The organism is Haloferax sulfurifontis ATCC BAA-897, assembly GCF_000337835.1.
Taxonomy (GTDB): domain Archaea; phylum Halobacteriota; class Halobacteria; order Halobacteriales; family Haloferacaceae; genus Haloferax; species Haloferax denitrificans.
Genome location: NZ_AOLM01000010.1, coordinates 1 through 14,006 on the forward strand (window position 1 = coordinate 1; position 14,006 = coordinate 14,006).

At 71.9% G+C, this 14,006-nt stretch carries 14 protein-coding genes; 5 read left to right on the forward strand and 9 right to left on the reverse strand.

What is annotated here, in order from left to right; translation table 11 throughout:
- From C441_RS06160 to C441_RS06190, 7 genes are all read right to left on the reverse strand, one after another.
- A partial coding sequence (locus tag C441_RS06160; RefSeq protein ID WP_007274335.1) for a DUF7284 family protein occupies nt 1–422 on the reverse strand: 422 nt, incomplete at its 3' end.
- The gene (locus C441_RS06165) at nt 419–811 is read right to left on the reverse strand and encodes a DUF7285 family protein (protein ID WP_049920478.1); all 393 of its coding nucleotides are present in this window, start codon (nt 809–811) and stop codon (nt 419–421) included. The genes C441_RS06165 and C441_RS06160, both read right to left, overlap by 4 nt.
- On the reverse strand, nt 789–1,259 hold the full coding sequence (locus tag C441_RS06170) for a DUF7283 family protein (RefSeq protein WP_007274337.1): 471 nt from the start codon (nt 1,257–1,259) through the stop codon (nt 789–791). The genes C441_RS06165 and C441_RS06170 overlap by 23 nt, the downstream gene beginning before the upstream one ends.
- 54 nt (nt 1,260–1,313) lie before the next feature.
- A complete protein-coding gene (locus C441_RS06175; protein WP_007274338.1) occupies nt 1,314–3,083 on the reverse strand; it encodes a hypothetical protein in 1,770 nt (589 codons plus the stop codon).
- Complete coding sequence (locus C441_RS06180; RefSeq protein ID WP_007274339.1) at nt 3,077–5,044, reverse strand: type II/IV secretion system ATPase subunit; 1,968 nt, start codon at nt 5,042–5,044, stop codon at nt 3,077–3,079. Before C441_RS06180 ends, C441_RS06175 begins: the two co-directional genes overlap by 7 nt.
- 32 nt (nt 5,045–5,076) lie before the next feature.
- A complete protein-coding gene (locus C441_RS06185) occupies nt 5,077–5,538 on the reverse strand; it encodes a DUF7311 family protein (protein WP_007274340.1) in 462 nt (153 codons plus the stop codon).
- The gene (locus C441_RS06190) at nt 5,535–6,167 is read right to left on the reverse strand and encodes a DUF7310 family coiled-coil domain-containing protein (protein ID WP_007274341.1); all 633 of its coding nucleotides are present in this window, start codon (nt 6,165–6,167) and stop codon (nt 5,535–5,537) included. The genes C441_RS06185 and C441_RS06190 overlap by 4 nt, the downstream gene beginning before the upstream one ends.
- A gap of 121 nt (nt 6,168–6,288) precedes the next feature.
- On the opposite strand from C441_RS06190, the gene cetZ2 reads away from it, so the two are divergent.
- Together cetZ2 and C441_RS06200 are read left to right on the forward strand one after the other, a co-directional pair.
- Nucleotides 6,289–7,371: a tubulin-like protein CetZ2 gene (gene cetZ2, locus C441_RS06195; protein WP_007274342.1), complete on the forward strand. Its 1,083-nt coding sequence runs from the start codon at nt 6,289–6,291 to the stop codon at nt 7,369–7,371.
- A gap of 205 nt (nt 7,372–7,576) precedes the next feature.
- Nucleotides 7,577–8,680: a glutamate-cysteine ligase family protein gene (locus tag C441_RS06200; RefSeq protein WP_007274343.1), complete on the forward strand. Its 1,104-nt coding sequence runs from the start codon at nt 7,577–7,579 to the stop codon at nt 8,678–8,680.
- Between the two features lie 20 nt (nt 8,681–8,700).
- On the opposite strand, the gene C441_RS06205 is transcribed toward C441_RS06200, so the two are convergent.
- Together C441_RS06205 and C441_RS06210 are read right to left on the reverse strand one after the other, a co-directional pair.
- A complete protein-coding gene (locus tag C441_RS06205) occupies nt 8,701–10,050 on the reverse strand; it encodes an alkaline phosphatase family protein (RefSeq protein ID WP_007274344.1) in 1,350 nt (449 codons plus the stop codon).
- Between the two features lie 207 nt (nt 10,051–10,257).
- Complete coding sequence (locus C441_RS06210; protein ID WP_007274345.1) at nt 10,258–11,109, reverse strand: hypothetical protein; 852 nt, start codon at nt 11,107–11,109, stop codon at nt 10,258–10,260.
- Nucleotides 11,110–11,253: 144 nt separating this feature from the next.
- Here C441_RS06210 and C441_RS06215 point away from each other — a divergent pair, with 144 nt between their 5' ends.
- From C441_RS06215 to C441_RS06225, 3 genes are read left to right on the forward strand one after another with little or no spacing between them, the layout of a single operon-like run.
- Nucleotides 11,254–11,694 carry a DUF5788 family protein gene (locus C441_RS06215; protein ID WP_004970073.1) on the forward strand — a complete coding sequence of 147 codons (441 nt, stop codon included), beginning with the start codon at nt 11,254–11,256 and terminating at the stop codon, nt 11,692–11,694.
- Nucleotides 11,691–13,439, forward strand: a complete 1,749-nt coding sequence (polX, locus tag C441_RS06220) for a DNA polymerase/3'-5' exonuclease PolX (RefSeq protein ID WP_007274346.1) — start codon at nt 11,691–11,693, stop codon at nt 13,437–13,439. The genes C441_RS06215 and polX overlap by 4 nt, the downstream gene beginning before the upstream one ends.
- On the forward strand, nt 13,436–14,002 hold the full coding sequence (locus tag C441_RS06225) for a Mut7-C RNAse domain-containing protein (protein ID WP_007274347.1): 567 nt from the start codon (nt 13,436–13,438) through the stop codon (nt 14,000–14,002). The genes polX and C441_RS06225 overlap by 4 nt, the downstream gene beginning before the upstream one ends.
- The last annotated feature ends 4 nt before the right edge of the window (nt 14,003–14,006 follow it).

Below are 14,006 nucleotides of genomic sequence, written 5' to 3' on the forward strand. Positions count from 1 at the left end.
AACGGCGTCCACGAGACGGCGACGGAGACGCCACGCGTCGGGAGTTCGGAGGCGACGCGGGCGGCGGTCCGCTTGCGGAAGTCGTCGCGGGCGCGGGTCACGCGAGCGCCGTCGACGGTGACCGCGCCGAGCGCCGCCCGAGCGAGGAGACCGGCGAGACTGCCGTGGGCGGTCCGTTCGAGTTCGCGGGGGTCGACGCCGTCGGCATCGAGCAACGACGGGTCGGCCGCGTCGACGCCGGGCGCGAGCGAGTAGTTGACCGTCGCGGTGCCCGTCGCCAGCGACGACGCGACCCCGTCGGCGTCGACCGCGGCGTCGCCGCCGAGGCCGGTGTCCGCGCCGGCGTCCGCGGTGACGACGAGGCCGATGCTCGCGCTCACGAGAAGCAGACACACCGTCACGTCGAAGACGAGGTCGGTCATCGCCACACCTCGACGCGGAGCGTGCCGAACCCGACGCGTCCGGGTTCGGCACGGACGGTGACCCGAGTCGAGTCCGCGTCGGCGTCGGCCGGAGCGTCGGGACCGACGGCGCGGCGGTCGTCGTCGACCGCGACGACGACGCGACAGGAAAAGCCGTCAGGACAGGCGTCACGGGCGTCCGAGAGCCGCGAGAGGACGACGACGCCCGAGTCGTCCGCGAGGGCGGACTCGACGTTCGACAGCGTCGCGGGCGCGAGGTCGCGGTCGGCGGTCGGCAACGAGTCGTCGAGCACCGTCGCGTAGCACGAAATCGCCGCGCAGACGACGACCAAGGCGGTGAGCGCGGCGACGGGCGAGGTCTGTGCCCTACGCCGAGACGACGGTGACATCCGTTTCCTCCCAGTTGACGTGGCGGACGACGAGCAGTTCGCCGGCGGGCCGCCACGAGGCGTCCCGGTCGCGTGCGGTCTCGGCCGCGGCGGCGAGCGCGGCGGGCGAGTCGAAGACGGCGCTCGGCGGTGTGCCGGCGGCGACCGAACCGAGTCGGGAGTCGGGCGTCGCCGGCGTGACTGGGCCGAACCCGAACGTGGCGTGCGCCGCGCCGCCGTCGTTTCGGAGTCCGATTCGGTGCGGGCCGACGCGGACGGCGTCGGCGTCGAGGTCGTGTTCGGCTGTCGCGTCGTACTCGGCGACGGCCACGGTGTCGACGGCGTCGGCGACTCCCGAGGCGTCGGGCGCGGGCGTGGTCGGAAGCCCGGCGACCGTCCCGACGAGGACGGTCGCGGCCACCGAGAGCGCGGCCCACGTGTAGAGCGTATCGAGCGGTGCGTCGAGCATAGACCGGGGTGGTCCCGTCCGGGTATATAAACCTCAGCACGGAGTCGCGGCGGCTCAGACGAGCGCCCCCGCGGCGGCGAACGCGACGGAGAACGTCGTCGTCGCCGACACGAGCGCGCGACCGACGCGAGAGGCGACGAGGTGGCGGTCAAGGCCGTGTTCGACGCCGACCGAGAGCGTCGTCAGGATGACCGCCGAGAGGAGGACGTACGTGCCGACGGCCAGCCCGAGGTCACCGGTCGAAAGCGGCGCGGCGACGGCCGTCTGGTCGAGCGTCTTCGCGGGGGCCATCCCGTCGGCCAGCGCGACGGTCGCGCCGGCGACGAGCGGCCCGAAGACGGCCGCCGTGTTCGACAGCGTCTCCGTGACCGAGGCGAGTTCGCGGCGGGCCTCGGCGTCGAGTCGGGACAGCGCTGAGAGCTGGTCGGCCATCGAGACGATGGCGCGGCCGGCGGGTCGGCCCTCGCTGGCGGCGAGGCCGAGGAGCGTCGCCACGCCAGCGACGCGGGGGCTCGGGGTCGATTCGAGGACGCCGTACTCGCCGCGGAACGACTCGGCGACGCCCACGCGGAGACGGCGCTGGACGCCGACGGCCTCGTCCAGCAGGTCGCCGGTCGCGCCGGGGACGGAAGTCGCCGCGCGGGCGAGCGCGGATTCGACGGCCTCGCCCTCGCCGACGGCGCGGCCGACGAGGTAGAGCGCGTCGGGGAGGCCGTCTTCGACCGCGCGGACGCGCGCTCTGAGCGCCATGACCGGACGGGCCGCGACGAACAGCGCGGTCCCGGTTCCGAGCCCGACGGCGGCGAGCGGTGCGAGCCACGGCGCGACGAGCGCGTCGGCGGCGACGAAGCCGACGACGCCGACGACCGCGCCGCCGGCGACGCCGGGGAGACGGTGGTCGTCGACGGCGGGGTGGGAGGCGGCGACCGAGAGCGGCGCGAACGCGACGGGCCGGCGGACGAGCACCCACCCGACGGCGGCGAGGAGGCACGCGGGAAGCGCCGCGTCGTAGACGAAGGCGACGTGCGCGGCGGTGACGCCGACGCCGGCGACGCCGGCGGCGGGGAGCGCGCCGACCAGCGCGAGCGGGAGCAGGACGCCGAAGGCGTAGACCGCCGTCACCGGTCCGCGGACGGAGCCGACGAAGTCGGCGAGGCGGTCGCGGGTCCCCTCGCGGACGACCTCGTGGGCGCGGTCGAGCGCCCGGTCGCGCTCGCCGGCTGGCACGTCCGCGGCGGTCTGCAGGAGCGCGGTCGAGCGGTCGAGCGCCGGGAACCACGCGCGCCACGCGTCGGCGAACTCGGAGAGTCCCGCGGTCGGCGTCCCGCGGGCCCGGTCGGCGTGCGCGGCGAGCGAGGCCGAAAGCGGGTCGCCGCCGCCGCGCGCGGCGAACGCGCTGGCCCGCTCGACCGAGGGCTCGATGCGCATCCGGAGCGCGATGCGGCCGACGAGTTCCGGCGCGTTCCCGAGCGCCCGCGTCCGGCGGAGCGTCGCCAGCCAGACGGGAAGCGTGTGAACCGCGTGGGTCGCGCCGAGCGCGGCCGCGAGCGCGACGAAGACGACCGTGACGGTCGGAAGCCGGGCCACGAGGGCGACGAGTCCGCCGAGCACTCCGGCCGGAAGCGCCGCGCCGTAGCCCGCGGCGACGACGGTCTCCGCGTCGAGGTCGGCGTCGAGAAACGCCAGCGAGCGGCGGAGCTCGTCGCTCGGCTCGGCGTCGACGGAGTCGGGCGAGAGCCGCGCGAGCGTCGTCGCGGCCGCGTGGGCCAACCGGGACGCATCGGAGTCAGCGCCCTCGCTCGTGGCCGTGTCCGGGTTCAGCATCCCGCACCACGCTCCGCTCGGGCCGCGGCGAGGTCGTCTGGAGCCGTCCGTTCCGTCTCGGCGAGCGAGTCGAGGGAGGTGGCGCGGGCGTCGAGCGCGTCGAGCACGTCGGCGTACGACTCGCCGGGGCGCGCGAGCGACTCGACCGCGAGGCTGTCGCCGCGCGCGACCGACCCCGTGGGTTCGAGGGCGCGGCCGTCGTGTTCGAACAGCGTCTCGAACGCCGCGTCGTCGCCGACGGGGCGGACCTCCTCGACGCGGGCGACGCGGTGTGCGTCCGCGTGCTCGCAGGTGACGACGAGGTCGGTGGCGGCGAACGACGACGCCGGGACGTCGAGGTCGGAGACGACGCGCTCGCGCACGTCGGCGGCTCCGTCGCCGTGGATGGTTCCGAGGACCGCGTTCGCGTTCGCGCCGACGCGCATCGCCTCGTAGAGGACGGCGGCCTCCTCGCCCCGGACTTCGCCGAGCGCGAGCGCGCCGTCGCCCAGTCGGAGCGCCGCGTGGAGCGCCTCCTGCGGCGTCGGCTCCGGGCCGCCGGTCGTGTCGGTTCGGAGCGTCTGCACGTCGCGGTCGGCGTCCAGCAGGCTCGACGCCGGGAGCTCCGGCGTGTCCTCGATGAGCACCGTGCGAACGTCGCGCGGGAGTTCCCACAGGAGCGAGCCGAGGAACGTCGTCTTGCCGGCCCCGCGCGAGCCGGAGACGAGGACCGAGGCCCCGCGTTCGACCGCGAGCGAACAGAGCGCCGCGGCGTCGGCCGACAGCGTCCCGTTGGCGACGAGCGCGGGGAGCGTCAGCGGCGTCTCGTCGTGGCGGCGGAACGCGAAGCCCAACCCGTCGCTGGCGGGCGCGGTCACGCCCGCGACCCGGACGGTCGCGCCGCCGGCCTCGACGACGGTGTCGAGCGTCGGGTCGGCGCGGGAGAACGACGCGCCGCTCACGCGTCGCAGGCGGGAGGCGAGCGACTCCGCGCCGCCGGGTGCGAGGCGGACGTTCGTCGGCATCGAGACGCCGTCGACGACGACGCGAATCGGGTTCTCCTCGGCGGGCGTCGAGACGTACACGTCCGAGACCGCGGGGTCAGAAAACAGGTCGTCGAGGACGCCGTTGCCCGCGGTGTGCTTCGCCAGAATCGCCGAGAGCGTCTCGACCGGGTCGTCCGCGTCCGCGACGAGGCGGACTGCGCGGCCCGGCGCGCGCGCGCCGGCCTCAACGGTGCCGCGGGCGAGTCGGTCGTGGGCGGCTTCGAGGGTCCGCGCGGCGCGGTGGCCGAGCGTCGATTCGGGCGGCGTGAGGTGGTAGACGGGACCGTGCGGTCGGTCGTAGCGGCGGGCGACCGCGCCGGTGTCGAGGTCGGTCGCCCCGACGAGTCGCCCGTCGGCCGGCGGGCGGGGGTCGACGCGGGAGCGCGCGAGCGTCGGCCCGACGACCGCCCGGAGCGCGTCGCCGTAGTCGGCGCTTCGAGACGCGCCCTCCGCGAGTCCTGTCTCGACGGCCGCGCGGCGGACAGGCCCGGCGCGACCTGTCGCCTCGTGGGCGGCCCCGAGCGGGTCCTCGCGGGCGCGGTCGGCGAGGCGGTCGTCGCGGAACCGGACGCGCTCTGCGAACCGGCCGGCGGCGACGAGCAGGCCGGTCGCGTCGGCGTCGTACCGGCGTTCGAGTCCGTCGGCGCGGACGACGAGCCGGTTGGCGTCGCGGGTTTCGAGCGCCTCGACGACCGTCGCGCGACAGGCGGCCGAGGTCGAAAGCGACCCGCGGTGCGGGCAGTCGCCGGCGTCGACCGCGAGCGTCACGGTGTCGTCGTCGGGGCGGTCGGTGGGCGTCGAGAACGCCGTCACACAGCCGCAGTCGGCGGCGGAATCGACGGACGCGTTCCGACTGTCGGTCGCGTCGGCGAGTCGGTCGCCGAGCGCGTCGGGAAGCGCCGCGGCCACGGTTTCGGAGAGAGAGTCGAGGGGCATACGGGGGCGTGGTCCCGTCCGGGTATTTGAACCTACGCCGCCGACGAGTTGGCGGTCGCGGGGGCGATGACGACGACCGAACCGCCCGCGTCGGCTTCGAGCGTCAGTCTGAGCCGGTGTTCGCCCGGCCCGAGGACGAGGCGGTCGCCGGCGACGCGAGTCCGAGGGCCGCCGACGCGACGGACGACGGTCGGGCCGCCGGCGACACCCGCCGCCAGTTCGACGCCGTCGCCGCCGCGAACCGTGAGGTTGGAGACGCCGGCGGCCCGCCACGACCCGGAGGGAACGTCGAGGACGACGTGCCGCCGCGCGCCCGCGACGCCGGCCGGCGTCGGGTCTTCCGCCGCCGCGAGCGCCGTCGCGGCGTGCGCGATGTCGTCGGCCATCGAGCCGACTTTCACGGTCGTCGCGTCCGCTCGGGCCGCGTCGGCCGCCGGGAAGACGACGCCCGCGATGGCGACCGCGAGCAGACACGTGAGGACGACGCGAATCACAGCGCGTCGCGGAGGCGAGCGGCCAGTCCGCGGTCGGCGGAGTCGTCGCGGGAGTCGGTGGGTGCGCGGGAATCGGTGGATGCCCGGGAATCGAGCGCGCCGCGAGACTCGGGTGCGGGGCCGGTGGCGGTGCCGGTCCCCTCGGCGCGCTGGGAGTCACTGCCGTCTCCGCCATCCGACCGGCCGGCGTGCGACGCCGCCTCCGTGGCGAGCGCGTCGGCCGACCGCGACCGCACGGGCGACGCCGTCTCGTCGACGAGTTCCGATTCGAGCGATTCGGCCTTGGCGAGCGCGGCGTTCGCCCGGCGTTCGACGTCCTCGTTGACGGCGCGGACGCCGCCGAGGTAGCCGCGCATCGCCTGCGTCGCGGCGTCCATCTCGTCGAGGCGCTCGGTGAGCGACTCGACCGCCGATTCGAGTTCGGAGACCCGGTGTTCGACGGCCGCGAGGTCTTCGAGCGACGAGAAGTCGGCGTCGCCGTCGGTGATGGTGCGTTCGACCGCGTCGAGCCGCGCGGCGAGGGCGGCCGTGCGGTCGGTCGTGCGGTCCGCCGCGGGCGGGGCGCTGGAAGCGGACGAACCGAGCGTGGCGTCGGCAACGGCGTCGGAGTGAGTCGGGTCGGGCGTCATAGGTCGGCGTGGTCCCGTTATCTGTCATAAAGCTCCGGGTCAACGGCCGGGTCGAACGCCCCGGTGAGTTAACAGTACTCATGTGAGGAATGTTCAAGGCGGCCGCCCGAGTGAATCATGTATGAAAACCGTCCTGATTGGTGTGGGGCAGGCGGGTGGGAAGCTCGCGTCGGCTCTCCAGTCGTTCGACCGGCAGATGGGGTTCGGCGCGGTGCTCGACGCGGTCGCGGTGAACACCGCGAAGGCGGACCTCCAGTCGCTTCCCGTCGAGACCGTGCTCATCGGCCAAGACCGCGTCAACGGCCACGGCGTCGGCGGCGACAACGAACTCGGAGCCGAGGTCATGGAGTCCGACCAGACCGAGGTCATGTCCGCCCTCGACGGTCGCGTGACGGCCGAGGCGGAGTCGATTTTCGTCGTCGCCGGACTCGGCGGCGGCTCCGGCTCGGGCGGCGCGCCCGTCCTCGCGAAGGCGCTTCGCCGCGTCTACGACGTGCCGGTGTACGTCCTCGGCATCCTCCCCGGGAAGGACGAGGGGGCGCTGTATCAGGTGAACGCCGGTCGGTCGCTCAAGACCGTCGCCCGCGAGGCCGACGCCGTCCTCCTCGTCGACAACGACGCGTTCCGCTCGGCCGGCGAGTCGATGAGCGAGGGCTACGACGCCATCAACGACGCCATCGCTCGCCGCGTCGGCCTGCTTCTCGCGGCCGGCGAGGCCACCGAGGGCGTCGGCGAGAGCGTCGTCGACACCTCCGAGGTCATCAACACCCTCCGTTCCGGAGGCATCGCCGCGCTCGGCTACGCGAGCGCCGAGGCCTCCCCGAACGCCGAGGACAACATCAACGCGGTCATGAGCACGACCCGCCGCGCCGTCCTGACGGGCACGAGCCTGCCCGACGCGAGCGACGCGGACTCCGCGCTGGTCGTCATCGCCGGGGAGCCGGACACCATCCCGCGGAAGGGCGTGGAGCGAGCGCGTCGCTGGGTCGAAGACGAGACCGGCAGTATGCAGGTCCGCGGCGGCGACTTCCCGCTGGAAAGCGGCCGGCTCGCGTCGCTCGTCCTCCTCGGCGGCGTCGAGCGCTCCGAGCGGGTCGAGTCGTTCATGGAGCGCGCCCGCGAGGCCGTCGACAAGGCGGAGACCGAACCCCGAGAAGACCCCAAAGAGATGTGGCACAGCGACGACCTCGACGACCTGATGTGACAACCGACTGCGGTCGTTTGAGGCACGAACGACTAGCGAACGGAAGCTTTTGAAAACGATTGTCCAGCGATTCCGCGGCGACTATGCAGTCTGCGAATGTTTTTTCCGTCTCCCCGCCCACCCATGGTATGTGTTAACAATGTCTTCTCACGGAGGAGCGAAACGATGCGTGTGAGACTATACTCGGCGCAACGCCGGGGTCACCATGTCTGAGTCGACCTCGGACCCGCTCCGGCGAAGTATCGAAGTCGAGTACTGGGTCGTCGAGGAGGACGGGTCGTTTACCGACCCGGGTGGGCTCGTCGACGCCTCGCCCGGGGCCGAACGGGAGTTCGTCGAGCCGGTGTTGGAGGTGAAGACGACGCCGTGCGACTCGGCGGCCGAGTTGCGAGAGGAGCTGTACGAACGGCTCGGCGACGTCCTCGCGCGGGCCGAGGAAGTCGGCAAGCGACTCGTCCCGCTCGCCACGCCGCTCAGCGAGGAGGCGGTGACGGAACTGGAGAGCGACCGGACGCGCATCCAGAACCGCGTCGTCGGGTCGGACTTCCAGTACGCGCGACACTGCGTGGGAACGCACGTCCACGTCGAACAGCGCCCCGGCCGCGAAATCGACCAGTACAACGCGCTCGTGGCGCTTGACCCCGCGCTGGCGCTCGTGAACTCCTCGCCGTACTACGACGGGAAGCGGTTGGCGGCGGGCGCGCGGTCGAAGCTGTACCGCCGGATGACCTACGACGACGTGCCGCATCAGGGGCGGCTGTGGCGCTACGCCGACGACACGCGAGAGTGGTCGCGCCGCCTCGAACGCCGGTTCGAGGAGTTCCTCGTGCGTGCCGAGGCGGAGGGCGTCGACCGGGCGACCATCGAGGCGAACTTCGACCCCGAGAGCGCGATCTGGACGCCGGTGCAACTCAGAGCCGAGTTCGGCACGGTCGAGTGGCGCTCGCCGGACTGTTCGCTCCCGAGCGACGTGGTCAGACTGGCGAACAGCGTCGCGGGCGTGGTGAAATACCTCGACGGCGCGACCCTCAGAATCGACGGCGACGACGGGCGCGTGACGGACGAACAGGTCGTCCTCCCCGAGTTCGACGCGGTGCTCCGGTACGTCAACGCCGCCATCGAGGACGGACTGGACTCCGCGGAGGTGCGGTCGTACCTCGACCGGATGGGGTTCGACGTGGACGCCTACAGCCCGGTGTCGCACGAAATCGACGGCCGCGAGACGGTCACGCCCGCCGACGCGCGCGAGCTACGACTGACTCACGCGGACCGGCTCGAACGGGACGTTCGGAGCGCGGTGCGACAATAAGAGGAGAGACCGCCGACCGCTTACTGCTGGATGAGGCTCGCGCCGTCGAGTTCGGTGCGGCTGTACTCGACGTCCATGAGGTCGAGGATGGTCGGGGCGATGTCGTAGAGGTCGGCGTCCTCGATGACCGCGCCGGGGTCGTCGACGTACAGCGTCGCGTTGTCGAACGAGTGCATCCCGTTGCGGGGGCCGACGCCGAACACGTCGTCGTGGCCCTTGAAGCCGGACTTCAGGTCGAAGCCGTGGTTCGGGATGACGACGAGGTCGGGGGCGATGTCGTCGTGGTCGCCGCGGAAGGCGTCTTCCTTGACGACGACGCGGTCTGCGACCTTGTTGCCGTCGGGGCCTTCGAGCGCTTCGAGTTCGGCCTTGAGTTCGTCGCGGACCGACTCGTACTCCGACTGCGGGACCGACCCGCGGGGCTCGCGGCCTTCGAGGTTGACGAAGAACCGACCGGGGATGAGCGAGTACGCCTTCGAGTCCTCGTCGATGTCCGAAAGCGAGTCGTGGTCGTCGTCCTCGTAGGAGAGCCAGCCGTTCTCTTCGAGCCACGTGTTGCAGTGGACCTCGTAGTCGAGGGAGGTAAAGCCGTGGTCGGACGCGACGATGAGCGTCACGTCCTCGGGGAGGGCGTCGCGGATGCGGCCGAGGTAGTCGTCGACGGTGCGGTAGAACTCCATGAAGGCGTCTTTGTTCTTCCCGTCGCGCTCGTAGTCCTTGAACAGGAAGTGGTTGACGCGGTCGGTCGTCATGAAGACGCCGAAAAAGAGGTCCCAGTCGTCCTGGTCGATGTAGCGCTCGAACGCCTCGTAGCGCCGGTCGAGCGTCTTCCGGGCGTCCTCCATGAACGCGGTCTTGTCGTCGTCGTGACCGAGTTTCGCGTTCACGTCGATTTTGTAGTTCATCTCGGAGAGCGCGTCGCGGAAGTCGTCGGGGTAGGCGGCCTTGTCGACGCCGGGCGAGAGGAAGCCCGAGACCATGCGCTGGACGTTGCGCTGGGGCGGGAACGTCACGGGGACGTTCATCACGGTGGCCTTGCGGCCGGCGTCGGTGACGCGGTCCCAGACGCGGGTGGCCTGCACGTCGCGGCCCATCGGGACGTACGTGTCGTAGGAGCCGACCTCGCGGTCTTGGAAGCCGTAGACGCCGGTCTCGCCGGGGTTGACGCCGGTCGTCAGCGCCGGCCAACACGCCGAGGACTCCGGCGGGACGATGCTGTCGATGTCGCCCGCCGAGCCCTCGTCGGCCAGCGCCGCGAAGTTGGGGAACTCGTCCGGATGCTCAGAGAGGAGAGTGAACGGGACCCCGTCGATGCCGATGAAGGCGACGCGGGGGTGGTCTTTGCCGCGGAGACGGTCGAACAAACCCATACCTCACGGTATCCGAGACGAACCATAAGAAGGTTCGTCTCTCCGCCGGAGTTTGCGACGAGAGACGACGGGTACGCGGCCGCTGTCGGAGAAAGCGGCGAATCTCTCCGGGCGACCGCGCGGCGCTGGCCCGTCGGGGACCTGTCAGACGCGAATCAGGCCATCGACCGCCCTGCGACTCTCCGGGAGTGCGACTCTCCGGGAATGTCACACTCGCGGTTGCCCCGCGGAGAGCGGGCGCTCCCGCGCGACCGCGGTCCGACCGCTGGTCCGAAGCTCGCTCGCGGCGACGAACGCCAGCCCCCACGCGACGAGCGCGATGGCCCACATCGTCCCCACGCTGGACACCTGCGTCGGGAAGGCGAGCGAGACCGCGCCGAAGTAGACGGCGAGGCCACCGGTCAGCCACGCGACGACGCGGTGTCCCGGCGCGCCGGCGGCCGCGACGAGGCCGAGCAGTAACAGCCCGATGGCCATCGCCGCCATCTCCATGTAGTGGCCGGCGACGGCGTGAACGTCGCCGGTCGCCTGCAGGCCGAACTGGTTGCCGGCGAACGCGAGCACCGGGAGCGCCGCGACCGCGACGAGGCCGAGGAGCGCCGGGCTGTAGTCGTCACCGACCGAGACGACGTCGCGGCCCGCGGGGTGGAACAGCATCATCAGCCCGGTGAGCACGAAGAAGGGGACGACCTCCTCGACCGGCCCGCCGCCGACGACGGTGCCGACGAGCACGAGCGTCGTCACCGCGAAGGCGACCTGCATGAGCGCGACGCGCTTCAGCGGCCGGTACAGCTGGCTCGCGACGCCGAGGATGAGTATCCAGACGTTCGCCGCGATGACCATCAGGTGCAGGCGGTGCTCGGCGAGCACGTCGCCGCCCGCGCCCCAGCCGACGACGGCGAACGACAGGAGTTCGCTGATGAAGACCGCCGCCATCACCAGCGTCACGACCGCGAGCAGGTAGAACGCGTACAGCCGGGCCCGACCGAACGCGGTCGCCGCGTCTCCGGAAGCGCCCGGAGCGTCGCCACTACTGCGTGTATTGGTGTCAATTGACATAGTCCGGGAGAGAGTACGACGGCCGAGAGAATAACCGTTATTCGGGGGTTTCAGACCTGTTTCTCGGCGGGACGCTCAGTCCGGCGGGGAGTTTGCACCGCGTCGGGCGAAGGAGCGAAGTGCCGCGCGGGACAACGACAGGGCGTGAAGGAGTTCGAGCGTAAACAGCTCTTGGAGCGCGTCAATCGGGAGGGTGCGACCGTCGGTGCACAGATTCCCGACCGCATCGAGGTCCAAGGCGAGGAGATAGACCTCAGGGAGTTCGTCTTCGAGATAAAGCGCCGCGACACCGTTCCGTCGGGCGAGAAAGAGCGCGTCGACCAGGCGAAGCGGAACCTCCGCCGCGAGCGCCTCGAACGGCTCCAGCGAATCGAGGACAACGAGGTGAGCTACGACGAGGGGCGGCGGCTGGCAGAGGATATCGTCGGCATCGACCGGGCGCTGAACGCCCTCGAACAGCTTCGGCCGGTCGACCTCGAACAGGAGGAGAGCCACCAGAACGCCGCGGACCAGAAGCGCTGGATGAACTTCCTGAAGAAGGCGCTGGGCCGCGACGGCGGCAAGGGCAAACGGGGCGGTCGATGAGCCGAAACGACGAGATAGCGACCCTGCTGGAGGAGTTCGCCGACCTGCTGGAGGCGAAAGACGTGGCCTACAAGCCGTCGAGCTACCGCCGCGCCGCCGAGAACGTCCGCGAGCATCCGAAACCCGTCGAGGAACTCGCCGAGGAGGGCGAAGACGCGGTGCAGGAAATCGACCGCGTCGGCGACGCCATCGCCTCGAAAATCGTCGAGTACGTCGAGACGGGCCGCATCGAGGAGTTGGCGGAACTCCGCGAGGAGTTGCCGGTCGACATGGCCGGCCTGACGAGCGTGGAGGGCGTCGGCCCGAAGACGGTCGGCAAACTGTACGAGGCGCTGGGCGTCGCCGACCTCGACGACCTCGAAGCGGCCGCCCGCGAGGGGAAGATTCAGGAGGTCAAGGGGTTCGGCGCGAAGACGGAGGCGAACATCCTCGACGGCATCGAGTTCGCCCGCGAGGCGACCGGCCGCGAACTGCTCGGGAGGGCGCGGCCCGTCGCCGACGACCTGCTCGCGCACCTCGGCGACCACGACGCCGTCGGGCGGGTCGAACCCGCGGGGTCGATGCGGCGGTGGCGCGAGACGGTCGGCGACATCGACGTGCTCGCCGAGAGCGCCGACGCCGCGGCCGTCATCGACCGCTTCCTCGCGTGGGACCTCGTCGGCGACACCATCGAGGCGGGCGATCAGAAGGCGAGCGTCCGGGTGAACGGGATGCGGGTCGACCTCCGCGTCGTCGACCCCGCGGAGTACGGCGCGGCGCTCCAGTACTTCACCGGGAGCAAGGACCACAACGTCCACCTCCGCAACATCGCCATCGACCGCGGCCTCAAGATGAACGAGTACGGGATGTTCGACATCTCGGACGTCGAGGACCCCGACGACGGCCCGCGGGCCGGCACGCGCGTCGCCGGCGACACTGAGGAATCGATGTACGCCGCGCTCGACCTCCCGCTGGTCCCGCCGGAGATGCGCGAGGACACCGGCGAAATCGAGCGCGCCGCCGACGGCGACCTCCCGGACCTCCTCGCGGAGGGCGACCTCCGCGGCGACCTCCACACCCACACCGACTGGTCCGACGGCGACAACACGGTCGCCGAGATGGTCGCGGCCGCCGAGGAGCGCGGCTACGACTACCACGCCGTCACCGACCACGCCACCGGTCCCGGCATGGTCGGCGGCGTCGGCGTCGAGGACGACGACCTACTCGACCAGATTGACGAGGTCCGGGCCGTCGCCGCCGACGCCGACATCGCGGTGTTCACCGGCGTCGAGGCCAACATCGACGCCGAGGGCGGCATCTCCGTCGCCGACGACGTGCTCGACCAACTCGACGTGGTCGTCGCCTCGCCCCACAGCGCGCTCGACCAGGACCGCGAGACGGCCACCAAGCGACTCGTCACCGCGATGGAACACCCCGCGGTGAACGTCCTCGGCCACCCGACCGGCCGGCTCATCAACCAGCGGCCCGGCCTGCCGCTCGACCACGAGCGACTCGCCGAGGCCGCCGTCGACAACGGCGTCGCGCTCGAACTCAACGCCAGCCCGTACCGTCTCGACCTGAACGGCGAGGCGCTCAAAATCGCCGTCGAGGCGGGCGCGACGGTCGCCATCGACACCGACGCCCACCGGCCGGGCGAACTCGACCACGCCCGCTACGGGGTCCACACGGCCCGTCGCGGCTGGGTCGAGACCGCGGACGTGCTGAACGCGCGGTCGGTCGAGGGGCTGTCCGACTTCCTCGCGTGACCGACGACGTCGGGCCGGACCATCCCGGCACGGTCGCCTCGGGCGTCGACCGCGGCGCTCCCGGCGACACCGCGCTCCTTCTAGATGTGATGCTCGGCAAACTCGCCACGTACCTGCGGATGTGCGGCTACGACGCCGAATACGCGCTCGACGGCAGGGACGAAACAGAAGACGGAGCGGACGGAGCGCGCGACGCCCGAACCGACCCCGGCGACGACGGACTGCTCGCGCGGGCGGACGCCGAGGGTCGCGTCCTCCTCACCCGCGACGTGCGACTGGCCGAGCGAGCGCCGCGGAGCGTCCTCCTCTCCGAACGGGAACCAATCGCGCAACTCCGCGAACTCGAATCGGTCGGCTTCGCGGTGTCGCTGGACGAGGAGCCGTCGCGCTGTGGCGTCTGTAACGGCCGCGTCGAGGCCGTCAGTCGCGGCGAGTCGGTTCCCGACTACGCGCCCGACCCGGCGGAGACGGCGCTGTGGCGGTGTCGGGACTGCGGACAGGTGTTCTGGCGCGGGAGCCACTGGCGCGACGTGGCGGCGAGATTGAACGGCGAAGAAGAGTAAGCGG

Bases quoted from the DNA above. Each gene is read 5' to 3' on its own strand.
- C441_RS06170 (WP_007274337.1), bottom strand. From the start codon at position 1,259: ATGCTCGACGCACCGCTCGATACGCTCTACACGTGGGCCGCGCTCTCG.
- C441_RS06165 (WP_049920478.1), bottom strand. From the start codon at position 811: ATGTCACCGTCGTCTCGGCGTAGGGCACAGACCTCGCCCGTCGCCGCG.
- C441_RS06210 (WP_007274345.1), bottom strand. From the start codon at position 11,109: ATGTCAATTGACACCAATACACGCAGTAGTGGCGACGCTCCGGGCGCT.
- C441_RS06175 (WP_007274338.1), bottom strand. From the start codon at position 3,083: ATGCTGAACCCGGACACGGCCACGAGCGAGGGCGCTGACTCCGATGCG.
- C441_RS06205 (WP_007274344.1), bottom strand. From the start codon at position 10,050: ATGGGTTTGTTCGACCGTCTCCGCGGCAAAGACCACCCCCGCGTCGCC.
- C441_RS06180 (WP_007274339.1), bottom strand. From the start codon at position 5,044: ATGCCCCTCGACTCTCTCTCCGAAACCGTGGCCGCGGCGCTTCCCGAC.
- cetZ2 (WP_007274342.1), top strand. From the start codon at position 6,289: ATGAAAACCGTCCTGATTGGTGTGGGGCAGGCGGGTGGGAAGCTCGCG.
- C441_RS06200 (WP_007274343.1), top strand. From the start codon at position 7,577: ATGTCTGAGTCGACCTCGGACCCGCTCCGGCGAAGTATCGAAGTCGAG.
- polX (WP_007274346.1), top strand. From the start codon at position 11,691: ATGAGCCGAAACGACGAGATAGCGACCCTGCTGGAGGAGTTCGCCGAC.
- C441_RS06190 (WP_007274341.1), bottom strand. From the start codon at position 6,167: ATGACGCCCGACCCGACTCACTCCGACGCCGTTGCCGACGCCACGCTC.